Below are 24294 nucleotides of genomic sequence, written 5' to 3' on the forward strand. Positions count from 1 at the left end.
ACAAGTAAATCCATTAGGAAATAATGTATGAAAAGAATTTTCAATACAAGCAAAAAACAGCTCTTTTTATCCGAGAAGAGCTGTTCTATTTTATGAAAGAGAAAGTCACTAGTAACTCTTGTACTTCTCTCTACGTTTTTACTGTTTGAGTTCAAATTTCTCTTGTTTGAACAATTGCTTTTGTAGACTGGACTACCGACTAGAACTGTGTTTTTATCTTAGTTGAGACTATTATAGTACGGTTCAGCACTATCTACAAATTTTTCAGATGTGTATCAAAAAAATTTATCGTAGCAAACCAAGAGTCTACACTTTCTTTCATTAATAAGCGCCAATCTTTTCGATAACGATGATTCGGTTGATAAGCAACCGTCAACATATGCCCTGTTTCATGGTATTTTTTAAACAAAATAGATTCCCCTTTATAATGTGAAATAATACCATCTATCGCAGATGACGCATTCCATATTTCATCAACATCGCTTCCTAGTAATAATAAAGGAGAGTCAATTTTACTCACATCAATCTGAGCCCTACTATCTTCAGGAATGTGTTTTCCAAAAAACTTGTTTAACAAATAATTTCCTAACTGAAATTTTTGATACGGAAGTTCTTTTTGCAAATATGTCCAAGAAGATGAATGAGAGTTGAATTTTCCCTTTATTCCCTCAAATATTACATTTGAGGGGGAATTGAGTACCAAACATTGCACATCTTCCAAAATACTTTGTCCAGCCAGAACAAGCTCTGCTCCTTTAGAGCGACCATATATTCCTATTTTTGTATTATCAACTTGAGGATGATGATATAGAAAATCTTTCGCCTCCTCCAGACATTCTATTGGAATTCGTTCTAAATTTTGAGGTAATTCCTCTAAACCAAAATAAGCTATCGCAAGACAAATATAGCCCCTAGAAGATAAAAGTTGGGCAATATTCTGAGCTTTTTCAATTCTTCCCTCACTACCGCTAACAATAATCACGGCTGGCGCCCTTCTTAACTTTTCATCATAAAATAATCGACCTTGAAAATGCTTGCCATAGATATCTTGATATCTTACTCCTAGATTCATATAACGCCTTACGAAACTTTGCTCCGCGATCACATCTTTCCCCATCTTGATTTTAATTTCAACACCAAAACAATCTTGTAATGGAATTCTATCAAGAGAACTCGGTAATCTCCTTTTCCTATTCTTTAACGGCTTCGCATTAAAGAATAAGCCCATTTCTGAAATTCCTTTATAAGATCCCGAAATAGATGCTGTCTGAGAGGTATCAATCATACCGTCCTGATCAGATAAAAAAATTGCGGTTGATTTCCATATAACACCATGATCTAAAAGCAAGGGAGCATTTATACAGTAATAATCAGATAGGTACATTTCTACACAATACATTGCCCTTGGTTCTAAACCATTGATAGCAATATAAAAAGATTCATCCGCTAAATCTGTTTGTGAAATCAGTTCTATGTTTACAGTCATGTCTTCTCCTTTTTGTTAATTTACTTAACAATTATATTTGAAATTTACCGTGACTTTTACCACGGTAATTCTCCCCACACCTTTTCAATATCATCCATCAATTTCACAACTGTTTTAAGTTCCACCTCGCTATAGTTGTTTAAAACTGAAAAGATTGATTTTTCAATATATTCTTGTTGCTCCTTATGGATTTTAAAAATTTCGATGCCTTTTTCAGATAATCTCAAATATTTATTTTTCCCATTATTCGGATCAAAATCAAAAACAACTAAATTTTTTTGAATCAATCTCCTAACACTTTGAGTTATTGCACTTCTTGAAACTTCTAATAATTCAGATAATTTTACTAGATTTAAGGGCTGATTTTCCCCAATCACAACAATCAAATGTACCTCATTCAAAGTAATGGATTTGTCAACACCACTTTTATGTTGATTTTTTTTAACTGGTCAAACGCTAAAATAAATCTATTGAAGCGATTATTAAATGCAATAAATTCTTTTTTATCCATAATCTCTCTTCCCTTTGTTAATCATATTAACAAAATAGAAACTTCCTGTCAAATAAAAAATCCTCCAGATTCTACTCTGAAGGATTCCTATCTTATTTCACAACAATATTAACCAATTTAGTTGGCTTCAATAGTCCAGTGGACTATTGAAGGTGGCAGATAGAGCTAATAAACTCGTTATTTAACGACGATATTAACGAGTTTGTTAGGTACACTAATCACTTTCACGATTTCCTTACCATCAATTTCTGCTTTGACTTTTTCATCCGCTAGAGCAATTTCTTGCAATTCTTCGCGTGATAGGTCTTTGGCTACCATGAGTTTAGCACGAACTTTTCCTTTGATTTGGACAACGATTTCGATTTCGTCTTCAACTAATTTGCTTTCATCCCAAGTTGGCCAAGCCACGTAAGAGATTGACTCACCTGTTGCTGCAACAGTTTGCCAAAGTTCTTCTGCCAAGTGAGGTGCAAATGGTGCAATCAATTGGATAAAGCCTTTGGCATAGTCCACATAGAGCTTGTCTTCCTTGTTGGCAGCGTTGACAAAGACCATAAGTTGGGCAATTGCTGTGTTAAATTTTAGAGATTCGATTTGCTCTGTGACAGCTTTAACGGTTTCGTTATAAATCTTGTCGAGAGAGCTATTGTTTTCTGCAACCATTTCCTTGCTTGTAATCAAACGGTAAACACGGTCAAGGAATTTACGGCTTCCTTCCAGACCTTCTTCAGACCAAGCAATCGAAGCATCAAGTGGTCCCATAAACATTTCATAGACACGAAGGGTATCGGCACCGTATTGTTCCACCACGTCGTCTGGGTTAACAACGTTCTTAAGCGATTTAGACATCTTAGCTGGTGCTTGCTCCAACTCTTCCCCTGTTTCCACATGGAAGAAGGATCCATCACGTTTTTCAACCTTGTCAGTCGCCACAAGAGCCCCACGGTGGTCACGGTAGCTGGTTCCCAAAATCATTCCTTGGTTAAAGAGTTTTTGGAATGGTTCCTTAGTCGGAACAACACCGAGGTCATATAGGAATTTATGCCAGAAACGAGCGTAGAGCAAGTGAAGTACAGCATGCTCTGCCCCACCAACGTAGATATCTACTGGTAACCATTGTTTAAGAAGATCCTCATCAGCCAATTTCTCAGTATTGTGTGGATCAATATAGCGGAGGTAATACCAACTTGAACCAGCCCATTGTGGCATGGTGTTGGTTTCACGACGACCTTTAACACCATCTTCACGAGTTACTTCAAGCCAGTCTGTCAAGTTAGCTAGTGGACTTTCACCAGTACCTGAAGGACGGATATCCTTGGTTACAGGCAAGACAAGTGGCAATTCACTTTCAGGAACAGCTGTTGAAGTTCCATCTTCCCAATGAATGATAGGAATTGGCTCACCCCAGTAACGTTGACGGCTAAAGAGCCAGTCGCGGAGACGGTAGGTAACCTTCTCTTGTCCACAACCTTTCTCTTCCAACCAAGCCACAATCTTAGCAATTGCATCTTCTTTGTTGAGTCCATCTAGGAAGTCTGAATTAACATGAAGGCCATCTTCTGTGTAGGCAGCTTCTTCAACATTTCCACCTTCAAGTACTTCGACGATTGGAAGGTCAGATTGTTTGGCAAATTCCCAGTCACGTTGGTCGTGGGCAGGAACAGCCATTACCGCACCTGTACCATAGCTAGCAAGGACGTAGTCTGCAATCCAGATTGGAATTTCCTTGCCATTGACAGGGTTGACGGCATAAGCACCAGTCCAAACCCCTGTTTTTTCTTTAGCAAGGTCTGTACGAGCCAAGTCAGACTTGAGGCTAGCTTGGTGTTTGTAGTCTGCTACTGCCTCTGCTTGCTCTGAACTTGTGATAGCGTCAACCAAGTCATGTTCAGGAGCCAAAACAGTGAAAGTCGCACCGAAAAGAGTATCAGGACGAGTAGTAAAGACAGTGAATTCCTTATCAGTTCCCTTAACCTTGAAGGTTACATTAGCACCAGTTGATTTCCCAATCCAGTTGCGTTGCATGTCCTTGATAGACTCTGGCCAATCTAGTTCATCTAAGTCATTGAGCAAGCGCTCTGCGTAAGCCGTGATTTTAAGCATCCATTGGCGCATTGGTTTGCGGACAACTGGATAACCTCCACGCTCAGAAGTTCCGTCAGGAAGAACTTCTTCGTTGGCAATGGCTGTTCCCAATTCCTCAACCCAGTTTACTGGCACTTCCGCTTCATAGGCCAAGTCTTTTTCGTAAAGCTTAGTGAAAATCCATTGAGTCCACTTGTAATAATTTGGATCTGTCGTGTTAACTTCACGCTCCCAGTCATAAGAAAATCCAAGCGCATTGATTTGGCGTTTGAAGTTAGCAATGTTCTCAGCTGTAAATTCTGCTGGGTCATTACCCGTATCCATAGCGTATTGCTCTGCAGGCAAACCAAAAGCATCCCACCCCATTGGGTGAAGAACATTGTAGCCTTGCGCACGTTTGAAACGGCTGAGGATATCGGTTGCAGTATAGCCTTCTGGATGTCCTACGTGCAGACCAGCTCCAGACGGGTAAGGGAACATATCGAGAGCATAAAACTTAGGTTTTGATGCATCTGTTCCTGTCTTAAATGTATGATGTTCTGCCCAGTAGCCCTGCCACTTAGGCTCAATTTCTTTATGATTGTAAAAACTCATGGTCTCTCTCCAATTTTGTGATGTTACTATTATACCATTTTTGAGGGAATTTGAAAGACGAGAAATGTTCTTTTAGATTTGGATGACAAGAAAGTTCGAATAGCAAATCCAACTTATTTAGCAGTATAAAAAATTAGCTCTCACTTAAAATTAACTTATATCAATTATTTGTCTCTGCCATCTTTTTCCCCTAGCGTCTTTGACTCATATTCCCCGTTTTAGATTTCTTTAAGGTTTTTATTATATCCTATAGAACTCTGCAAATTATAAATGTTAATCAAATCGCAGAGTGAAAATGTTCGTAAAAAAGGAGATTCTTATGAAAAAACTACTATTCTTTCTCTCTTGTGGATGGATATTTCTTACGTTATCTGGATGTTCTTCAACAACAGATTCGGAAACTAACACTGAGACAGATTCGGATAATGCTTTGGTTATCTACTCGCCTAACCCTGAAGACCTTATCGAAGAGACAATCCCTGCCTTCGAAGAAAAATATGGTATTAAGGTTGATTTAGTACAAGCCAGCACGGGTGAATTGTTCAAAAAAGCTGAGGCCGAAAAAGAATCCCCAGTAGCCGATGTCATTTTCGGAGGCTCCTACGCCCTCTTCTCTTCTAACGAAAAACTTTTTGAACCTTATATTTCTCAAGAGAACGACCAGATAATCCCTGAATATCAAAATAAAACAGGATTCTACACACCTTATACACTGGATGTCAGTGTTATCATTGCCAATTCAGCTCTTACAAAAGATATTAAAATTGAAGGCTACAATGATCTACTCAATCCTAAATTAAAAGGAAAAATTGCTACTGCTGATCCAAGTAATGCTTCTAGTGCCTTTGCACAACTAACAAACATGCTTGTAGACCAAGGTGGATACGAAAATGAACAAGCTTGGACCTATGTGAAAAATCTATTTACCCTAGTAGATGGAAAAATTGCATCTAGCTCTTCAAATGTTTACAAAGCTGTCGCCGATGGAGAAATGGCTGTAGGACTCACCTATGAAGATCCTGCCTTAAAACTCTTAAACGACGGAGTTGATGTAAAAGTTATTTATCCAAAAGAAGGTACCGTCTTTTTACCTGGTAACGCGGCTATCGTCAAAAATGCCAAACACATGGAAAACGCTAAGAAATTTATCGATTTCATCCTTTCTCAAGAAATCCAAGATAAGCTAGGAACTGAAACTACAATCAGACCTATTCGTAAAAATGCTAAAACCAATAAAAATATGAAGGCTATGACAGAAATCAAGATTGCCACCGAAGATTCAGATTATGTCATTAAAAATAAATCCACTATTCTTAAAAAGTACAATGACATTTTTACAGATATTCAATCTAAACAGTAAAAGAGGTTCACTATGAGTGAGATCAAAATTATTAACGCCAAAAAAATCTACCACGATGTCCCTGTTATTGATAATTTAAATATTACAGTTCCCAAAGGAAGTCTCTTTACCATCCTTGGTCCTTCAGGGTGTGGAAAAACGACTCTTCTTCGCATGATTGCAGGTTTCAACAGTATCGAAGGCGGAGAATTTTACTTCGATGATACAAAAATCAATAATATGGAACCCAGCAAACGCAATATCGGCATGGTTTTCCAAAACTACGCTATTTTCCCACATTTGACTGTCCGAGACAATGTTGCTTTTGGTCTTAAGCAAAAGAAGGTTCCAAAAGAAGAATTGATTCAACAGACCAACAAGTATCTTGAACTTATGCAAATTGCTCAATACGCGGATCGAAAACCTGATAAACTCAGTGGTGGACAACAACAACGTGTCGCCTTGGCACGTGCCTTAGCGGTTAATCCAAGTGTTCTCCTCATGGACGAGCCACTTAGTAATCTGGATGCCAAACTTCGCTTGGATATGCGTCAAGCCATTCGAGAAATCCAACACGAAGTGGGAATTACAACTGTTTATGTGACCCACGACCAAGAAGAAGCCATGGCGATTTCAGACCAAATTGCTGTTATGAAAGATGGGGTGATCCAACAAATCGGCCGACCAAAAGAACTCTATCATAAACCAGCTAATGAGTTTGTAGCAACCTTTATCGGACGAACAAATATTATCCCTGCCAATCTTGAAAAACGGAGCGACGGCGCTTATATCGTCTTTTCAGATGGCTATGCTCTTCGAATACCAGCCCTTGATCAGGCTGAGGCACAAGCTATTCATGTAAGCATTCGTCCTGAAGAGTTTATCAAAGATGAATCTGGAGATATTGAAGGAACTATTAGCGATAGCGTCTATCTTGGACTGAATACTGAATACTTCATCGAGACAGGCTTTGCCTCAAAAATTCAGGTTAGCGAAGAATCAACTTTTGAAGAAGATCTACAAAAAGGCGATCGTATTCGTCTACGAATCAATACTCAAAAATTAAATGTCTTTTCTGCGGATGGTTCCCAAAACCTGATAAAAGGAGTCAACCATGGAACGTAAAAAGCTAAATATTTGGACAGCCTCCTCTTTCTTCATCTTTCTTACCTATCTTGTCTTTCTCGTTTATCCTATCGTTACCGTGCTCAAGCAAGCACTCATACATGAAGGACAATTCTCACTAGCTAATTTTGTCACTTTTTTTAGTAAAGCCTACTATTCTGAGACACTCGTCAATAGTTTCAAGGTTTCCATTACCGCTACTGTCACTTCCTTAGTCGTAGGAACCTTATTAGCTTATCTCTTCTCTATGTATGACTTCAAGGGAAAGAAATTTCTACAAATATTAATTATCATTGCTTCCATGTCAGCTCCTTTCGTGGGAGCCTACTCCTGGATTCTCTTGCTAGGACGAAATGGGGTCATCACAAAATTCCTGACAAATACCTTTCATCTTCCAGCTATCGATATTTATGGATTCAAAGGAATTGTACTTGTCTTTACACTGCAACTATTCCCACTGGTATTTCTATACGTTGCTGGGACAATGAAAAGTATTGACAATTCTCTACTTGAAGCCGCTGAAAGCATGGGTTCCTTCGGATTTAAGCGTATCGTAACGGTTATTTTACCTCTCCTAGTTCCAACCTTACTGGCTGCTGCCCTGCTTGTATTTATGAGGGCATTCTCAGACTTTGGAACGCCTATGTTGATTGGTGAAGGATATCGGACTTTCCCTGTCCTGATTTATACCCAATTTATTAGCGAGGTTGGAGGAAATTCTGCCTTTGCATCTGCTTTAGCAGTTATGGCGATTATCATTGCCTTGGCGATTTTCCTTATCCAAAAATACATTTCAAACCGCTACAGTTTCAGCATGAATTCGCTCCATCCAATTGAGCCTAAAAAAACTACAAAAGGAAAAATGGCTGCCATTTATGCAACAGTCTACGGAATTATCTTGTTCTCTGTTCTACCTCAAGTCTACTTGATTTATACTTCTTTCCTAAAAACATCAGGTATGGTATTTGTCAAAGGTTATTCTCTAAACAGTTACAAGGTAGCTTTCAATCGTATGGGATCTGCTATTTTCAATACCATTCGTATCCCTTTGATTGCCTTAGTTCTAGTTGTCCTATTCGCAACATTTATCTCCTACCTAGCCGTTAGAAAACGGAATTTGTTTACAAACTTAATTGACAGCCTCAGTATGGTTCCTTATATTGTACCAGGAACCGTTCTAGGGATTGCCTTCATTTCTTCCTTCAATACTGGTCTATTTGGAAGTGGATTTCTTATGATTACAGGGACAGCTTTCATCTTGATTATGTCCCTATCTGTCAGAAGATTGCCTTATACTATTCGCTCATCTGTTGCTAGCTTGCAACAAATAGCACCAAGTATTGAAGAAGCTGCCGAGAGCTTAGGAAGTAGTCGTCTCAATACCTTTGCCAAGATTACAACTCCAATGATGCTATCTGGTATTATTTCTGGAGCCATCCTATCTTGGGTCACAATGATTTCAGAACTCTCTACTTCTATCCTCCTCTACAATGTCAAAACAAGAACAATGACTGTAGCTATTTATACAGAGGTTCTCAGAGGAAATTACGGTGTTGCGGCAGCCTTGTCAACTATCCTAACTGTTCTAACAGTAGGTTCCTTGCTCTTGTTTATGAAAATCTCTAAAAATAACAGCATTACACTTTAGTTTTCCCCATCAAAAACAGCCGAAAGGATTACCCTCGGCTGTTTTTTCTTATCTTGATATTCTTATCAAATCCTCAGTTCATAGCAAACAAGTCTAGACTGATTAAATAGAGACTTCCTCCATCTTCTCCCGTCCTAGTTGTCGGTAACTACGGTCACCGACAACTTCAACGCTAAACTGCCCGTCCTCATATTCAAGAATCGTCACGCTACCATTATCGAGACCATGCGGATGCATGCCATTAATCAGATAAACAATGGTTCCAATGGTCATTCCATGGCTGACAACGAGAGCGTTGCCCCCACCTTGTTCTTCCATTTCTTTGGCAATCGCTTCAAAACCTTCCTTAATTCGGTCACTGAGTTTTTCCCAGCCTTCAGCCCAACCAGCTGTATCGACCTCTACCAATCCCTCAGCCAGCTCAGCATAAGATAATTGGTGAACATGATCCACATTAAAGATACGAGGAATAATGCCCATGAAAAGATCACCATCATAAGCTCCGTCAAAGCTACCAAAACACCATTCTCTGATACGCTTGTCCATACGATAAGGGATTTTCCCCTGCAAACCAAGTTCAGCAAGGATGATTCCCATAGTCTGAATGGTGCGACCAGAATCACTCGAATAAGCGCGCTCAAACTGCAGACCAGATTCTCGCAAACCGATTCCTAATTCTTGAATCCCTCTCTCACCTTCAGCTGTTAAGGGAGTATCGCTCCAACCTTGCGCGCGACCAATCGTGTTAAACATAGTCTTTCCATGACGTACCAAATACAATCGTACTTTTACCATTTTCCGTCCTCCGTTTGCTTCTATTATATCATGGATGATAAAACAAAAGCCACCCATACAGGCGACTTTTGCAGGAGATTATTATGAAAAAGTTTAGGAGTTCTATTAAATAAAGATATTAGATGAAAATCAAATTCAAACTAAATCAGAGTTATCTGTTTCAAATAATATTAGGAGGTCTTTATTTAATGATTATAGTATACACATCCAACCTTAAATAGAACTTAAAATTTCTCTTATTTTCTTAATTTTTAAAGCTATGAATTGGTGCTGGAATTTGTCCTCCACGAGAGATGAAATCAACAGACGAAGCCCCATTGACCTTCATAACCGGCGCAGTACCTAATAGGCCACCAAACTCAATCATATCGCCCTCTTTTCCTTTTGGAATGATACGGACAGCCGTTGTTTTCATGTTAATGACACCAATTGCAGCTTCATCTGCAATCATAGCCGCAATGGTTTCAGCAGGAGTATCTTCTGGGATGGCAATCATATCCAAACCAACAGAACAGATAGCCGTCATGGCTTCTAGTTTTTCCAAATTAAGGGAGCCATTTTGAACAGCAGCAATCATCCCCTCGTCCTCAGAAACGGGGATAAAAGCACCAGACAAACCACCGACTTGGTTGCAGGCCATCACTCCACCCTTCTTAACTTGATCGTTTAAGAGAGCCAAGGCAGCCGTCGTTCCATGCGTTCCAACTGTTTCCAGCCCCATTTCCTCAAGTACACGTGCAACAGAATCTCCAACCGCAGGAGTTGGCGCCAAACTCAAGTCAACAATCCCAAATTCCACACCCAGTCTCTCGCTAGCCATTTGACCAACCAATTGACCGATACGAGTGATTTTAAAGGCAGTCTTCTTGACTGTTTCGGCTACTACATCAAAGCTCTCACCACGAACTTTTTCCAAGGCACGCTTGACAACACCAGGACCAGAAACTCCGACATTGATGATAACATCTGCCTCCCCAACACCATGGAAGGCACCCGCCATAAATGGATTGTCCTCAACAGCATTAGCGAATACAACCAACTTGGCCGCTCCCATATCTGATAGATTAGCCGTTTCCTTGATAACTCGTCCCATATCTGCGACAGCCGTCATATTGATACCAGACTTGGTTGAGCCGATATTGACTGACGAGCAGACCTTGTCCGTTTCAGCCAAAGCACGAGGAATAGAATTGATAAGAATCTCATCTCCCTTTTGATACCCTTTTTGTACCAAGGCAGAGAAACCACCAATAAAGTCCACACCAATCTCTTTCGCAGCCTTATCAAGAGCTTTTGCCAGAACCACATAGTCCGTCGCATCTGTCGCAGCCCCAATCAAAGAGATAGGAGTCACCGATACACGCTTATTAACGATTGGAATCCCCAACTCAGCCGCAATTTCATCGCCAACAGCCACTAAATTAGCTGCCTTGGTCGTAATCTTTTGATAAATTTTCTTCGCAGCACGATTGATATCTGGATCGATACAGTCCAAAAGGGAAATACCCATAGTAATGGTTCTAATATCGAAGTTTTGCTCCTCAATCATGGCGATGGTTTCAGTAACTTGTCTAATATCCATGATAACCTCCTAGATATTATACATAGCTTCGAAAATCGCTGCACTCTGAATATTGATTTTCACATTCAAAGTTTGCCCAAAAGTTTCAAATTCATTACGAAGATAAGTAAAATCCTGCTTTTTATCACTAGATACAACAGCCATCATCGTGAAATATTCATCCAAGACAGTTTGAGAGATATCATCAATATTCAAACCCAATTCTGCAATTTTACCAGAAACTCCCGCAACAATTCCAGATTTATCTTTACCAACAACAGTTATAATCGCTTTCATAAGCAAACTCCAATTCTTTTTAAAATAGGAAACCTGAACATTAAACAGATTTCGTCTTAAATAGTATAGCATAATTCTAACTAAAATACTCAAAAACGCCTGCTTACGAAGTTGTTCTTAAGCAAAAAACAATTTCGTAAACAAGCGTCTACTATCCCAACTTATGATGAGTGTTCCCGCTAGGACCGAAATCCTAGCGGTAGACCAGAGCTAGACTAAGAGCACAAGACTCCATCATCATAACACTCAACAAAATTGATGATTTTATACTAATTCGATGATCGCCATTGGCGCTGCATCACCACGACGTGGTTCAGTTTTAAGGATACGAGTGTATCCACCATTACGTTCAGCATAACGAGGTGCGATTTCTGAGAACAATTTTTGAAGTGCTGTAGTAGAAGTGTACTTATCAGTTGCTTCATCATAGTTTTCAGATGCGATTTCATTACGTACGAAAGCAGCTGCTTGACGACGTGCATGCAAATCACCACGTTTACCTAGAGTAATCATTTTTTCAACAGTTTTACGGATTTCTTTAGCACGAGCTTCAGTTGTCACGATTGATTCGTTGATCAAAAGGTCAGTTGTCAAATCGCGAAGCATTGCTTTACGTTGTGAGCTAGTGCGTCCTAGTTTACGGTAAGCCATTTATTCCTCCTTTATTTATCTTTTAATCCAAGACCCAAATCAATAAGTTTGAATTTCACTTCTTCCAAACTCTTGCGTCCAAGATTTCGTACTTTCATCATCTCTGCTTCAGATTTTTCTGTCAAGTCATGCACAGTATTGATACCGGCACGTTTCAAACAGTTGTATGAACGCACAGACAAGTCCAGTTCCTCAATCGTACGATCCAAAATACGGTCGTCAGATTCAGTATCAGCTTCTTTCATCACTTCAGTTGACTTAGCAATCTCAGTAAGATTTGTAAACAAATCAAGATGTTCTGTCAAAATACGTGCTGAAAGCCCTAAAGCATCTTCTGGAATAATTGTTCCATTTGTCAAGATTTCAAGGGTTAGTTTGTCGAATCCATCATTGCTACCTACACGAGCAGGTTCCACTTGATAGTTGACTTTTGTAACTGGTGTATAAATAGAATCTACAGCAAGTGTTCCAACTGGTGCATTATCCTTTTTATTTTCATCTGCAGGTACATATCCACGACCACTGTTAACAGTCATAGTCGCTTTTAGAGAAGAACCTTCACCGATTGTAAAGAGATAATGATCTGGATTTACAATTTCAATATCGCTATCTGTCAAAATGTCACCAGCTGTTACTTCAGCAGGACCTTCAACATCTAGTTCGATGATTTTTTCGTCTTCAACGTACGATTTCACTGCAATTCCTTTAATGTTCAGAATGATTTGCATCACGTCTTCACGAACACCTGGAACTGTGTCAAACTCATGTAACACACCATCAATGTTGATAGATGTCACAGCTGCTCCTGGTAGAGAAGCTAGAAGTACACGACGAAGAGAGTTACCAAGAGTTGTACCGTAGCCACGTTCAAGTGGTTCGATTACAAACTTGCCATAATCTTTATTTTCATCAATTTTTGTTATATTTGGTTTTTCAAACTCGATCATTTAGTTACTCCCTCTTAAACGAAAAGCAGTGTAATGCGATGATTATACACGGCGACGTTTTGGAGGACGAGCACCATTGTGTGGCACTGGAGTCACATCACGAATTGCTGTTACTTCAAGACCAGCGGCAGCAAGCGCACGAATAGCTGACTCACGACCAGAACCTGGACCTTTTACAGTAACTTCAACTGATTTAAGACCGTGTTCTTGTGCAGATTTAGCAGCAGCTTCAGAAGCCATTTGAGCAGCGAATGGTGTAGATTTACGAGAACCTTTGAAACCAAGAGCACCAGCTGATGACCAAGCAATTGCATTACCATGCACATCAGTAATCATAACAATAGTGTTATTAAATGTAGCGTGAATATGAGCAATACCAGATTCGATATTCTTTTTCACACGACGTTTACGTGTTGGTTTAGCCAAGACTTTTACCTCCTATATTATTTTTTCTTACCAGCAATCGCAACAGCTTTACCTTTACGAGTGCGAGCGTTGTTTTTAGTGTTTTGTCCACGGACAGGAAGTCCACGACGGTGACGGATACCACGGTATGAACCGATTTCCATCAAACGTTTGATGTTCAAGTTTACTTCACGACGAAGGTCACCTTCAACTTTGATTGCATCCACTTCACGACGGATAGCATCTTCTTGATCTGATGTAAGATCACGTACACGAACATCTTCTGAGATTCCAGCAGCAGCCAAAATTTTCTTAGATGTTGCAAGTCCGATACCATAAACATAAGTCAATGAGATTACTACGCGTTTGTCATTTGGAATGTCAACTCCAGCAATACGAGCCATGTTTTCTCCTTTCTATCTTATCCTTGACGTTGTTTGTGTTTTGGATTTGCTGGGCAAATTACCATAACACGACCATTACGACGAATAACTTTACAGTATTCGCAAATTGGTTTGACCGATGGTCTTACTTTCATTTCTTATCCCTCCAAGTTTTTCGATTATTTAAAGCGGTAAGTGATACGTCCACGTGTCAAGTCATATGGACTCATTTCGACAGTAACACGATCTCCCGCTAAAATACGAATATAGTTTTTACGAATTTTACCAGAAACTGTTGCTAAAATCTGATGTCCATTTTCAAGTTCAACCGTAAACATTGCATTCGGCATTGTATCAACTACTTTGCCTTCAACTTCAATCACATCGTCTTTTGCCACGCAAAAGCACCTCCATAAATTTCGATTCGATGCCTCTAGACACAGAGACAACAATTATAAGTCAGACTATCTCAGTATAACATTTGTAGCTGATTTTTGCAAGTGTGAAAAGCGCTTTATTTCAAATTTGTCAATACTTTTTCGATATCTGAGAAAACATCATTGATATCCTGATTACCTTTGATGTCATGAACCAAACCTTTGGCACGGTAGTGAGCAATGATTGGTTCCCCTTGAGCAATATTCACATCCAAACGACGTTTGACTGTCTCAGGCTTATCATCTTCACGTTGGTAGTAATCTTCTTCTTTATAGTCAACTGGTGGGTTAAAGACCTTGTGGAAAGTTTCTCCAGTTACGCGGTGGATGATACGGCCACTCAAACGTTCCAAGAGGCTGTCTGGATTCACTTCAATGTTGATGACACCTTCTAGTTCAATGCCAAGTTCAGCCAATGTTTTGTCCAAGGCATGAGCTTGTTCAATTGTACGTGGGTAACCATCCAACAAGAATCCTGTTTCTTTAATATCATCTTGTGAAAGACGTTCTTTTACGATTCCATTTGTAACTTCATCAGGAACCAATTCACCCTTGTCAATGTATGACTTAGCAAGAACACCCATTTCAGTTTGATTTGCCATAGCAGCGCGGAACATATCACCCGTTGAGATATGTGCAACATGGAATTGTTCTACGATTTTTGCTGCTTGAGTTCCCTTACCTGCACCAGGTAAGCCCATAATCAAAAGATTCATGATCTGATCTCCTTATTTTATTTTTAAATAGAAGTAAAAAGTCTTTGCACCTCTATTTAAAAACAAAATAGAAGAGGGGAGACCAAACTCTCACAAATGTCAGAGTTTAAACCTCCACTCCCTCAGCATTTACTGATTCATACTCAATGAAAATCAAAGAGCAAACTAGAAAGCTAGCCGCAGGCTGTACTTGAGTACGCCAAGGTAAAGCTGACGTGGTTTGAATTTGATTTTCGAAGAGTATCAGTAAATACTTTTATTCTGTTCTATCCATGAAACCAACATACTTACGTTTCAATAGGTAACCTTCCAATTGTTTGATTCCTTCAATACCTGTAGAGATAATGATCAAAAGACTGGTTCCTCCAAAAGCAACTGCTTCTGAAAGTCCGAAAACATCCTTTGCTACAATCGGTAAAATGGAAATCACACCAAGGAAGAGGGAACCAACAGTTGCAAGACGACGAAGAAGTTTAGACATATATTCTTCTGTACCTTTACCAGGACGAACTCCATGGATATAGGCACCGCTCTTTTGTAGGTTCTCTGCCGCTTTTTCAGGATTAATCTGCACAAACGTATAGAAGAATGTAAAGAGAATAATCAACAAAGCATACATAGCAATACCTGTTGGTGAAGTTGTTGCCAGCATTTCTTGTGCTGTTCTTACCCAAGCCCAATCATGACCTGTAGCGCTTAAAAACTGTAGAATAGCTGCTGGCGCTGCAGTAATCGAACTTGCGAAGATAACAGGGATAACTCCAGCAGGGTTTACTTTCAAAGGAAGGTAAGAGCTAGATGGAGCACCTTGTGCAACCTTAGTATATTGGATTGGAATTTTGTATTCTGCTTGTTGAACATAAGTTGTAAAGTAAATAATCAACAACACAGTAATAATCAAAATGATTACGAAAATGATAGATGAGCTGATACGGCTACTTGGGACGTTCACAAAGTAGTCCACATAGATGCCCTGAATCATCTCTGGAATTGAGGCAACAATCCCGGCAAAGATAATCATAGAAACACCATTTCCGTATCCCTTATCTGTAATTTGCTCTCCCAACCAAGTCACAATCATGCTACCAGCTGTTAAGATGATACCAATCATGATAAAGACTTGTGGAGTAAGAGCTGTTTTCAACAATTGAGCTCCAGCCAAAGTATTAAAACCAGCTGTAATCCCGATAGATTGCACAAAGGCTAAAACAAGAGCAATATAACGAGTAGCTTGATTTAATTTTCTTCGACCTACTTCCCCTTGTTTACCCCACTCTACAAACTTGGGTAAAATATCCATTTGCAAGAGTTGGACAACGATAGAGGCCGTAATGTAGGGGCTAACACCAAGAGCAAAAACTGAGAAGTTTTTCATGGCATTTCCTGACACCAAGCTCAACATGTTTAAGAAGGATAATCCACTTAAAGCATTCAAGCTATTAGCATTCACACCAGGAACTGTAATGCTAGTCCCGATACGAAAGACCAAAACGATAAAAATTGTAAATAAAATTTTTGATCGAACCTGCTTGACTTTAAGAGCTTCTCTTAATAATTTAAAAAACATAGGTCACCTCTCTTAGATGACTTCTACTGAACCACCTTTAGCAGTGATAGCTTCTTCAGCTGATTTAGAGAATTTAGCTGCTTTCACAGTCAATTTCTTAGTCAACTCACCGTTACCAAGAATTTTAATACCTGATTTTTCAGCTTTAACAATTCCTGCTTCGATAAGAACAACTGGAGTAACCTCAGCACCATCTTCAAAGACGTTCAATTGGTCAAGGTTCACAATTGCGTATTCTTTAGCGTTAATGTTAGTGAATCCACGTTTTGGAAGACGACGGAACAATGGAGTTTGTCCACCTTCAAAACCAAGGCGAACTCCGCCACCACTACGAGCTTTTTGACCTTTTTGACCACGACCAGATGTTTTACCGTTACCTGATGAAGTACCACGACCAACGCGGTTACGTACTTTACGAGAACCTTCTGCAGGTTTCAATTCATGAAGTTTCATTTTTATTTTCTCCTCTTTTGTAAAATGCTAGCGCCGATAAGGGAGAAAAGGTTGTCTCCCCCATCAACTCGCCTATACGACGTCATCATAGATGACTATATCTAGTTTTAGGGGATGGTATAGTGCACATCCCCTAAAAATTCATTAGTTTACTTCTTCAACTGTTACCAAGTGAGATACTGCTGTGATCATACCACAGATAGCAGCGTTATCTTCTTTAATAACAGAGCTGTTCAATTTGCCAAGTCCAAGTGCTACAACAGTTTTACGTTGTGATGGAATGCGTCCGATTGGAGACTTAGTCAAAGTAATTTTAATTTGAGCCATTTTATCCCCTTTCTTATGCCAAATCAGAAACTGAAATACCACGAAGGGCAGCAACTTCTTCAGCGCGTTTCAATTGTTTCAAACCTTCAACAGTTGCACGAACAATGTTGATTGGAGTGTTAGAACCAAGTGATTTAGATGTAATATCTGCCACACCTGCCAATTCCACAACGGCACGAACTGCACCACCAGCGGCAACTCCAGAACCTTCTACAGCAGGTTTCAACAATACTTTAGCTCCACCGAATTCTGAAAGAACTTCGTGTGGGATTGTTGTTCCAACCATAGGAACTTCGATCAAGTTTTTCTTAGCATCATCTACTGCTTTACGGATTGCTTCTGGAACTTCTTGAGCTTTACCAGTACCAAATCCTACGCGACCGTTGTGGTCACCAACAACAACAAGAGCTGCGAAACGAAGACGACGTCCACCTTTAACAACTTTTGTAACACGGTTGACAGCAACTACGCGTTCTTCTAATTCAACTGCATTGTCTTTAAATGCCATTTTCTAGTGTCCTCCTATTAGAATTTCAATCCGTTTTCACGAGCTGCATCAGCCAAAGCTTTCACACGTCCGTGATATAGATATCCACCGCGGTCGAACACCACTTCTGAAATACCTTTAGCGTTTGCACGTTCTGCAACGAGTTTACCGACAGCAACGGCTTGTTCAGTTTTAGTTCCTTTTGAAACTTCTTTGTCAAGAGTTGAAGCACTTGCGAGCGTTACACCCGCTACGTCATCAATCACTTGAGCGTAGATGCCTGTATTAGAACGGAATACGTTCAAACGTGGGCGATCAGCAGTTCCAGAGAGTTTTCCGCGAACGCGACGGTGGCGTTTTTGGCGGAGTTTGTTTTTATCTGGTTTTGAAATCACAGTTTTCACCTCTTTAGTTTTAAATCGTGTGCTATGCACAAAGTTGGAAAATAGGTTGGTGGTTGAAAATCAACCACTCAACATTATTTACCTGTTTTACCTTCTTTACGGCGAACGAATTCACCAACGTAACGGATACCTTTACCTTTATATGGTTCTGGTGAACGAAGGCTACGTACGTAAGCAGCTGTTTGACCAACTACTTCTTTTGAAATTCCGCTAACAACGATTGTTGTTGGGTTTGGAAGTTCAAAAGTAATTCCTTCTGGAGCTTCAACTTCGTCTGGATGAGATTTACCAACAGCCAAAACAAGTTTAGTTCCTTGAAGTTGTGCACGGTAACCAACCCCACGCATTTCAAGTTCTTTCTTGAATCCTTCTGATACACCAACAACCATGTTGTTCAAAAGGGCACGAGTAGTTCCGTGGATAGTTTTCATTTCTTTTGAATCGTTTGGACGGTGAAGAGTTACTTCAGTACCTTCCACACGGATTTCAATATCTTTTGAGAACTCACGAGTAAGTTCTCCTTTAGGTCCTTTTACAGTTACAACGTTGTCATTGTTAGTGAGTTCAACACCAGCAGGCAACACGATAACTTTATTACCAATACGTGACATGTTTATTTTCTCCTGTTAAATTGTCAGGCCATACGGCCAGTTTTCACGGGGGCTAAATCAATTTCTCGATTTAAAGGAACATTTAGGTTTCAATTTCAAAGTGAATCTAGGCATCGTCTCGCAGGCATAACTTTGGGTTAGGCTAGAGACGATAACGAAGAGTCACAAAGAAATTGGGAGCTAAATATTACCAAACGTAAGCGATAACCTCACCACCAACATTCTTTTGGCGTGCTTCTTTATCAGTAAGCAAACCTTCAGAAGTTGAAAGGATAGCAATTCCAAGTCCGTTAAGAACTTTTGGAAGGTCTTCACGTTTTTTGTAGACACGAAGTCCTGGTTTAGAAACACGTTTCAAGTTAGTGATAACTTTTTCACCGTTTGGTCCGTATTTAAGGAATACACGGATGATGCCTTGTTTGTCATCTTCGATGATTTCAACGTTTTTTACAAAACCTTCGCGTTTAAGGATTTCAGCAATCCCTTTTTTGATGTTTGATGCAGGTACTTCAAGTACTTCGTGTTTCGCTTGGTTAGCGTTACGAATACGAGTTAGGAAGTCTGCGATTGGGTCAGTCATAACCATTTTGTTTTTCTCCTCTTACTAGTAGTTTGCAAGTTGCACTTGCTAGTTAATACATGATACAAAGAGCGTAACAGCAAGAGCAAAAATAGGCAATTTAATGCAGGAGCGATGCTCCAAAGCAAATTGGTCTTTTTCACTTGGAGTTTTGACGCCCTTGATATCTTAAATTACCAAGATGCTTTTGTTACACCAGGGATTTGTCCTTTGTAAGCTAATTCACGGAAGCAAACACGGCAAAGTTTAAATTTGCGGTAAACTGAATGTGGACGACCACATTTTTCACAACGAGTATAAGCTTGAGTAGAGAACTTCGCTGGACGTTTGTTCTTAGCAATCATTGATTTTTTAGCCATTAGATTTACCTCCTATATTATTTTGCAAAAGGCATTCCAAGGCCTGTAAGCAATGCACGTGACTCTTCGTCAGTGTTAGCAGTTGTTACGATAACGATGTCAAGACCACGAGTTTTGTCGACGTCATCGAAGTTGATTTCTGGGAAGATCAATTGTTCTTTCACACCAAGTGTGTAGTTTCCGCGTCCATCAAATGATTTTGTTGGAACACCGTGGAAGTCACGTACACGTGGAAGTGAAACTGAAACCAATTTATCCAAGAATTCGTACATACGTTCACCACGAAGGGTAACTTTTGCACCGATCGCAACACCTTCACGAAGACGGAAGCCGGCGATTGATTTTTTAGCTTTAGTGATAAGTGGTTTTTGACCTGAGATAAGTGCCAATTCTTCAGCAGCTTTTTCAAGGCTTTTAGCGTTTGATACAGCTTCACCAACACCCATGTTCAAAACGATCTTATCTACTTTAGGCACAGCCATCACTGATGAGTAGTTGAATTGTTCTGTCAAAGCAGGAACTACTTCATTAAGATATTTTTCTTTTAAACGATTTGCCATTATACTTCTCCTTTCCTTCGTGATTAATCAAGCACTTCGCCTGATTTTTTGTTGTAGCGAACTTTTTTACCGTCTACAAATTTGTAACCAACACGACCAGCTACACCATTTTTGTCCAAAACTTGAACGTTTGATACATGGATAGCTGCTTCTTTCTCGATGATACCACCTTGAGGAAGCTCGTTAGTTGGACGTTGGTGTTTCTTAACGATGTTAACACCTTCAACGATAACTTTGTTTACTTTTGGAAGGGCAGTAAGGACAACAGCTTCTGTTCCCTTATCTTTACCAGCGATTACGCGAACTTTGTCGCCTTTTTTTACAAACATTAGGTTTCTCCTTGATTTTTCTTACGCCCATAAGGGCACCCTAGCTTGAAGCTAGGGGACTAGTTTGTTTCTAAAAATTAAAGTACTTCTGGAGCAAGTGACACGATCTTCATGAAGCCACCTTCACGCAATTCACGTGCAACTGGGCCAAAGATACGTGTTCCGCGAGGAGTTTTGTCTTCACGGATGATAACTGCTGCGTTTTCGTCAAATTTGATGTATGAACCATCAGCACGACGAGCACCTGATTTAGTACGAACGATAACTGCTTTAACAACGTCACCTTTTTTAACCGCACCACCAGGAGTAGCTTGTTTTACAGATGCCACGATAACATCACCGATGTTTGCAAATTTACGTCCTGAACCACCAAGAACTTTGATAGTCAAGATTTCGCGAGCACCGCTGTTGTCTGCGACTTTCAAACGAGTTTCTGTTTGAATCATTTCAGTTTTCTCCTTTCAGGTTTGATTAGATGATGACCGCTTCTTCAACAACTTCTACAAGACGGAAACGTTTTGTAGCTGAAAGCGGACGAGTTTCCATGATACGTACGATATCGCCTTCTTTGGCAACATTGTTTTCATCATGAGCTTTGTATTTTTTAGAGTAGTTAATACGTTTACCATAGACTGGGTGGTTACGTTTTGTTTCAACTACAACTGTGATTGTCTTGTCCATTTTGTCAGATACAACACGTCCAACAAGAACTTTACGATTATTGCGTTCCATTGAAATTTCTCCTTCCCTAGTCTATTATTTCGCTTCAGATTGAACTGTTTTGATACGAGCGATTTGTTTTTTAACTTCTTTCAAGCGAGCTGTTTGTTCCAATTGACCAGTAGCAGCTTGGAAACGAAGTTCAAACAATTCTTTTTTCAATTCGTTTTCGCGCTTCGCGAGTTCTTCTTGAGAAAGACCACGAAGTTCTTTAACAAATTCTTTTACTTCATTAAGTTTCATGCCTTCTCCTTATTCTGCTTCACGTTTTACGAATTTACATTTAACTGGCAATTTGTGGCTAGCAAGACGAAGCGCTTCGCGTGCGATCTCTTCAGATACACCAGCGATTTCGAACATCACTTTACCACGTTTAACTGGTGCTACCCAACCTTCAGGTGCCCCTTTACCAGATCCCATACGCACACCGATAGCTTTAGCAGTGTATGATTTGTGTGGGAAGATTTTAATCCAAACTTTACCACCACGTTTCATGTAACGAGTCATGGCGATACGAGCAGCTTCGATTTGGCGGTTAGTGATCCAGTGGCTAGTTGTAGCTTGGAGACCGTATTCACCGAATGCTACTTCTTTTCCACCTTTTGCTTCACCGCGCATTTTTCCACGGAATTCACGACGGTGTTTAACACGTTTAGGTACTAACATTGGTTATTTACCTCCTTTAGTGTTTTTGCGAGCTGGAAGAACTTCACCACGGTAGATCCATACTTTAACACCAAGTTTACCGTATGTAGTATCTGCTTCTTCCCAAGCGTAATCGATATCTGCACGAAGTGTGTGAAGTGGAACAGTTCCTTCAGAGTATCCTTCAGCACGGGCGATATCTGCACCGTTCAAACGACCTGATACTTGAGTTTTGATTCCTTTTGCTCCAGCACGCATTGCACGTTGGATTGCTTGTTTTTGTGCACGACGGAAAGCAACACGTTGCTCCAATTGACGAGCAATTCCTTCACCTACAAGGTGAGCATCCAAATCAGGTTGTTTGATTTCGATGATGTTGATGTGTACTTGTTTTCCAGTCAATTTGTTAAGTTTTGCACGGAGTGCATCAACGTTAGCACCACCTTTACCGATAACCATACCTGGTTTAGCAGTGTGAAGTGAAACGTTAACTTTGTTTACTGCGCGTTCGATTTCGATAGTTGAAACGGCTGCGTCAGCAAGTTCTTTTTGAACGAATTTACGGATTGCAAGATCTTCATGAAGGTAATCCGCGTATTCTTTTTCAGCATACCATTTGGCATCCCAATCACGGATGATGCCGACACGCATACCAATTGGATGTACTTTTTGACCCACGATTTTACCTCCTTATTTTTCTGCAACAGCTACAGTGATGTGAGCTGTACGTTTGTTGATTGGTGAAGCTGAACCTTTCGCACGTGGACGGAAACGTTTCATAGTTGGTCCTTCGTTTGCGAATGCTTCAGATACTACCAAGTTAGCTTTATCCAAACCAAAGTTGTTTTCAGCGTTAGCTACAGCTGAATTCAAAACTTTCAAGATGATTTCAGCAGCTTTGTTTGGAGTGAACGTCAAGATTGCGATTGCATCGGCTACGCTTTTACCACGGATGTTATCAAGAACAAGACGTGATTTACGAGGTGAAACACGTACTGTACGAGCCATTGCTTTAGCTGAAGTAATTTCTGCCATTTATGTTCTCCTTATTTTCTACGTGTTTTCTTGTCGTCTGCAGCGTGACCTTTGTAAGTACGAGTTGGTGCAAATTCACCAAGTTTGTGACCTACCATGTCTTCTTGGATGTAAACAGGTACGTGTTTACGTCCGTCATAAACTGCAATAGTGTAACCAATGAAACTTGGGAAAATCGTTGAACGACGTGACCAAGTTTTAATAACTTTTTTCTTTTCGTCGTTAGCTTGAGCTTCAACTTTTTTCATCAAATGCTCATCGACGAAAGGTCCTTTTTTAAGACTGCGTCCCATTTTTATATTTTCTCCTTTAAATGTTGTACCACAGCGGCTTGCGCTCACATGGAGCGCTACCGAGCTGGCGGATTTACTAGTTACTTAAGCGACTAGTTTAATATTATTTCTCGTTGCGACGACGAACGATAAGTTTGTCAGATTTCGCTTTCTTGTTACGAGTTTTAAGACCAAGAGCAGGTTTGCCCCATGGAGTAGATGGTGCTTTACGACCAACTGGTGCTTTACCTTCACCACCACCGTGTGGGTGATCGTTAGGGTTCATTACAGAACCACGAACTGTTGGGCGGATACCTTTCCAACGGCTACGTCCTGCTTTACCAAGGTTTACAAGTCCATGTTGTTCGTTTCCGACAACACCAACTGTAGCACGGCAAGTTCCAAGAATCATACGAACTTCACCTGATTGAAGACGAACAAGTACGTATTTACCTTCAGAACCCAATACTTGAGCAGATGCTCCAGCAGCACGTACCAATTCACCACCACGACCTGGTTTCAACTCGATGTTGTGGATCAAAGTACCAACTGGGATGTTAGCAAGTGGAAGAGCGTTTCCGACTTTGATATCTGCTTCTGGACCTGAAACGATACGTTGACCTACTTCAAGACCTTTTGGAGCGATGATGTATGCTTTCACACCGTCAGTGTAGTGTACAAGAGCGATGTTTGCAGAACGGTTTGGATCGTACTCGATAGTTTTAACAACTGCTTCAACGTTGTCTTTGTTACGTTTGAAGTCAACCAAACGGTAGAAACGTTTGTGTCCACCACCTTGGTGACGAACAGTGATACGACCGTTGTTGTTACGACCAGCCTTGCTCTTCAATGCAACAAGCAATGATTTTTCAGGAGTGCTTGTTGTGATTTCAGCGAAATCCAAAGAAGTCATATTACGGCGACCGTTTGTTGTTGGTTTATAAACACGAATTCCCACGATATTT

34 protein-coding genes are annotated in these 24294 nt (G+C 40.1%); 3 read left to right on the forward strand and 31 right to left on the reverse strand.

All coding sequences use genetic code 11. The features are described from left to right. Positions 1-253 precede the first annotated feature (253 nt). From SK629_RS09705 to leuS, 3 genes are all read right to left on the reverse strand, one after another. Positions 254-1486, reverse strand: a complete 1233-nt coding sequence (locus SK629_RS09705) for an acyl-CoA thioesterase/BAAT N-terminal domain-containing protein (RefSeq protein ID WP_042901708.1) — start codon at positions 1484-1486, stop codon at positions 254-256. 56 nt (positions 1487-1542) lie between these two features. Beyond that, on the reverse strand, positions 1543-1863 hold the full coding sequence (locus SK629_RS09710) for a MarR family transcriptional regulator (RefSeq protein ID WP_235219634.1): 321 nt from the start codon (positions 1861-1863) through the stop codon (positions 1543-1545). Between the two features lie 311 nt (positions 1864-2174). Continuing rightward, positions 2175-4676 (reverse strand): leucine--tRNA ligase, encoded by a 2502-nt coding sequence (leuS, locus tag SK629_RS09715; RefSeq protein WP_042901710.1) that lies wholly within the window; start codon positions 4674-4676, stop codon positions 2175-2177. A gap of 319 nt (positions 4677-4995) precedes the next feature. Between leuS and SK629_RS09720 the strand changes: the two genes are divergently transcribed. Genes SK629_RS09720 through SK629_RS09730 form a run of 3 tightly spaced genes read left to right on the forward strand, consistent with a single transcriptional unit; the run spans position 4996 to position 8788 of the window. Further along, complete coding sequence (locus SK629_RS09720; RefSeq protein WP_042901711.1) at positions 4996-6036, forward strand: ABC transporter substrate-binding protein; 1041 nt, start codon at positions 4996-4998, stop codon at positions 6034-6036. A 12-nt stretch (positions 6037-6048) separates the two neighbouring features. Beyond that, the gene (locus SK629_RS09725; protein WP_042901712.1) at positions 6049-7140 is read left to right on the forward strand and encodes an ABC transporter ATP-binding protein; all 1092 of its coding nucleotides are present in this window, start codon (positions 6049-6051) and stop codon (positions 7138-7140) included. Beyond that, positions 7130-8788 (forward strand): ABC transporter permease, encoded by a 1659-nt coding sequence (locus SK629_RS09730; RefSeq protein ID WP_042901713.1) that lies wholly within the window; start codon positions 7130-7132, stop codon positions 8786-8788. Before SK629_RS09725 ends, SK629_RS09730 begins: the two co-directional genes overlap by 11 nt. A 102-nt stretch (positions 8789-8890) precedes the next feature. On the opposite strand, the gene SK629_RS09735 is transcribed toward SK629_RS09730, so the two are convergent. The 28 genes from SK629_RS09735 to rplB form a co-directional block, all read right to left on the reverse strand. Next, positions 8891-9583, reverse strand: coding sequence for a histidine phosphatase family protein (locus tag SK629_RS09735; protein WP_042901714.1), 693 nt, complete (start codon positions 9581-9583; stop codon positions 8891-8893). Positions 9584-9827: 244 nt separating this feature from the next. Continuing rightward, positions 9828-11165, reverse strand: coding sequence for a PFL family protein (locus SK629_RS09740; protein WP_042901715.1), 1338 nt, complete (start codon positions 11163-11165; stop codon positions 9828-9830). Between the two features lie 9 nt (positions 11166-11174). After that, a complete protein-coding gene (locus tag SK629_RS09745) occupies positions 11175-11441 on the reverse strand; it encodes an ACT domain-containing protein (protein WP_042901716.1) in 267 nt (88 codons plus the stop codon). Between the two features lie 264 nt (positions 11442-11705). After that, on the reverse strand, positions 11706-12092 hold the full coding sequence (gene rplQ / locus SK629_RS09750; protein ID WP_000331493.1) for a 50S ribosomal protein L17: 387 nt from the start codon (positions 12090-12092) through the stop codon (positions 11706-11708). 11 nt (positions 12093-12103) lie between these two features. Continuing rightward, positions 12104-13039, reverse strand: a complete 936-nt coding sequence (locus SK629_RS09755) for a DNA-directed RNA polymerase subunit alpha (RefSeq protein WP_000568987.1) — start codon at positions 13037-13039, stop codon at positions 12104-12106. 42 nt (positions 13040-13081) lie between these two features. After that, on the reverse strand, positions 13082-13465 hold the full coding sequence (rpsK, locus tag SK629_RS09760) for a 30S ribosomal protein S11 (RefSeq protein ID WP_001118385.1): 384 nt from the start codon (positions 13463-13465) through the stop codon (positions 13082-13084). 17 nt (positions 13466-13482) lie between these two features. Beyond that, on the reverse strand, positions 13483-13848 hold the full coding sequence (rpsM, locus tag SK629_RS09765) for a 30S ribosomal protein S13 (protein ID WP_000090781.1): 366 nt from the start codon (positions 13846-13848) through the stop codon (positions 13483-13485). A 17-nt stretch (positions 13849-13865) separates the two neighbouring features. Continuing rightward, a complete protein-coding gene (rpmJ, locus tag SK629_RS09770; RefSeq protein WP_001808836.1) occupies positions 13866-13982 on the reverse strand; it encodes a 50S ribosomal protein L36 in 117 nt (38 codons plus the stop codon). A gap of 24 nt (positions 13983-14006) precedes the next feature. Beyond that, a complete protein-coding gene (gene infA, locus SK629_RS09775) occupies positions 14007-14225 on the reverse strand; it encodes a translation initiation factor IF-1 (RefSeq protein WP_001029883.1) in 219 nt (72 codons plus the stop codon). A 116-nt stretch (positions 14226-14341) separates the two neighbouring features. Continuing rightward, entirely contained in the window at positions 14342-14980 is a 639-nt protein-coding gene (locus SK629_RS09780; RefSeq protein WP_042901717.1) for an adenylate kinase, read from the reverse strand. Between the two features lie 256 nt (positions 14981-15236). Continuing rightward, complete coding sequence (gene secY, locus SK629_RS09785) at positions 15237-16547, reverse strand: preprotein translocase subunit SecY (protein WP_042901718.1); 1311 nt, start codon at positions 16545-16547, stop codon at positions 15237-15239. 12 nt (positions 16548-16559) lie between these two features. Further along, entirely contained in the window at positions 16560-17000 is a 441-nt protein-coding gene (rplO, locus tag SK629_RS09790; RefSeq protein WP_000766087.1) for a 50S ribosomal protein L15, read from the reverse strand. A 144-nt stretch (positions 17001-17144) separates the two neighbouring features. Then, a complete protein-coding gene (rpmD, locus tag SK629_RS09795) occupies positions 17145-17327 on the reverse strand; it encodes a 50S ribosomal protein L30 (RefSeq protein ID WP_042901719.1) in 183 nt (60 codons plus the stop codon). A 13-nt stretch (positions 17328-17340) separates the two neighbouring features. Then, a complete protein-coding gene (gene rpsE, locus SK629_RS09800) occupies positions 17341-17835 on the reverse strand; it encodes a 30S ribosomal protein S5 (protein ID WP_000874202.1) in 495 nt (164 codons plus the stop codon). A 17-nt stretch (positions 17836-17852) separates the two neighbouring features. Further along, a complete protein-coding gene (gene rplR / locus SK629_RS09805; RefSeq protein WP_000624044.1) occupies positions 17853-18209 on the reverse strand; it encodes a 50S ribosomal protein L18 in 357 nt (118 codons plus the stop codon). Between the two features lie 83 nt (positions 18210-18292). After that, a complete protein-coding gene (gene rplF, locus SK629_RS09810; RefSeq protein WP_033684406.1) occupies positions 18293-18829 on the reverse strand; it encodes a 50S ribosomal protein L6 in 537 nt (178 codons plus the stop codon). A gap of 187 nt (positions 18830-19016) precedes the next feature. Further along, the gene (gene rpsH / locus SK629_RS09815) at positions 19017-19415 is read right to left on the reverse strand and encodes a 30S ribosomal protein S8 (RefSeq protein WP_000245504.1); all 399 of its coding nucleotides are present in this window, start codon (positions 19413-19415) and stop codon (positions 19017-19019) included. Between the two features lie 167 nt (positions 19416-19582). Further along, a complete protein-coding gene (locus tag SK629_RS09820) occupies positions 19583-19768 on the reverse strand; it encodes a type Z 30S ribosomal protein S14 (RefSeq protein WP_001085697.1) in 186 nt (61 codons plus the stop codon). A gap of 17 nt (positions 19769-19785) precedes the next feature. After that, positions 19786-20328, reverse strand: coding sequence for a 50S ribosomal protein L5 (rplE, locus tag SK629_RS09825; protein ID WP_000013542.1), 543 nt, complete (start codon positions 20326-20328; stop codon positions 19786-19788). Positions 20329-20351: 23 nt separating this feature from the next. Next, entirely contained in the window at positions 20352-20657 is a 306-nt protein-coding gene (gene rplX / locus SK629_RS09830; RefSeq protein ID WP_000497691.1) for a 50S ribosomal protein L24, read from the reverse strand. A 77-nt stretch (positions 20658-20734) separates the two neighbouring features. Continuing rightward, positions 20735-21103 carry a 50S ribosomal protein L14 gene (gene rplN, locus SK629_RS09835; protein WP_000616545.1) on the reverse strand — a complete coding sequence of 123 codons (369 nt, stop codon included), beginning with the start codon at positions 21101-21103 and terminating at the stop codon, positions 20735-20737. A gap of 25 nt (positions 21104-21128) precedes the next feature. Beyond that, positions 21129-21389 carry a 30S ribosomal protein S17 gene (rpsQ, locus tag SK629_RS09840; protein ID WP_000440801.1) on the reverse strand — a complete coding sequence of 87 codons (261 nt, stop codon included), beginning with the start codon at positions 21387-21389 and terminating at the stop codon, positions 21129-21131. A gap of 24 nt (positions 21390-21413) precedes the next feature. Next, on the reverse strand, positions 21414-21620 hold the full coding sequence (gene rpmC, locus SK629_RS09845; protein WP_000772918.1) for a 50S ribosomal protein L29: 207 nt from the start codon (positions 21618-21620) through the stop codon (positions 21414-21416). 9 nt (positions 21621-21629) lie between these two features. Further along, positions 21630-22043, reverse strand: a complete 414-nt coding sequence (gene rplP, locus SK629_RS09850; protein ID WP_000960946.1) for a 50S ribosomal protein L16 — start codon at positions 22041-22043, stop codon at positions 21630-21632. 3 nt (positions 22044-22046) lie between these two features. Further along, positions 22047-22700, reverse strand: coding sequence for a 30S ribosomal protein S3 (rpsC, locus tag SK629_RS09855; RefSeq protein WP_000529936.1), 654 nt, complete (start codon positions 22698-22700; stop codon positions 22047-22049). A gap of 12 nt (positions 22701-22712) precedes the next feature. Next, a complete protein-coding gene (rplV, locus tag SK629_RS09860; RefSeq protein WP_000818137.1) occupies positions 22713-23057 on the reverse strand; it encodes a 50S ribosomal protein L22 in 345 nt (114 codons plus the stop codon). A gap of 11 nt (positions 23058-23068) precedes the next feature. After that, positions 23069-23350, reverse strand: coding sequence for a 30S ribosomal protein S19 (rpsS, locus tag SK629_RS09865; protein WP_000533766.1), 282 nt, complete (start codon positions 23348-23350; stop codon positions 23069-23071). 103 nt (positions 23351-23453) lie between these two features. Beyond that, positions 23454-24287, reverse strand: a complete 834-nt coding sequence (rplB, locus tag SK629_RS09870; protein ID WP_000512911.1) for a 50S ribosomal protein L2 — start codon at positions 24285-24287, stop codon at positions 23454-23456. Positions 24288-24294: the final 7 nt, after the last annotated feature.

This window comes from Streptococcus mitis (assembly GCF_000722695.1).
In the GTDB taxonomy this organism is placed as follows: domain Bacteria; phylum Bacillota; class Bacilli; order Lactobacillales; family Streptococcaceae; genus Streptococcus; species Streptococcus mitis_O.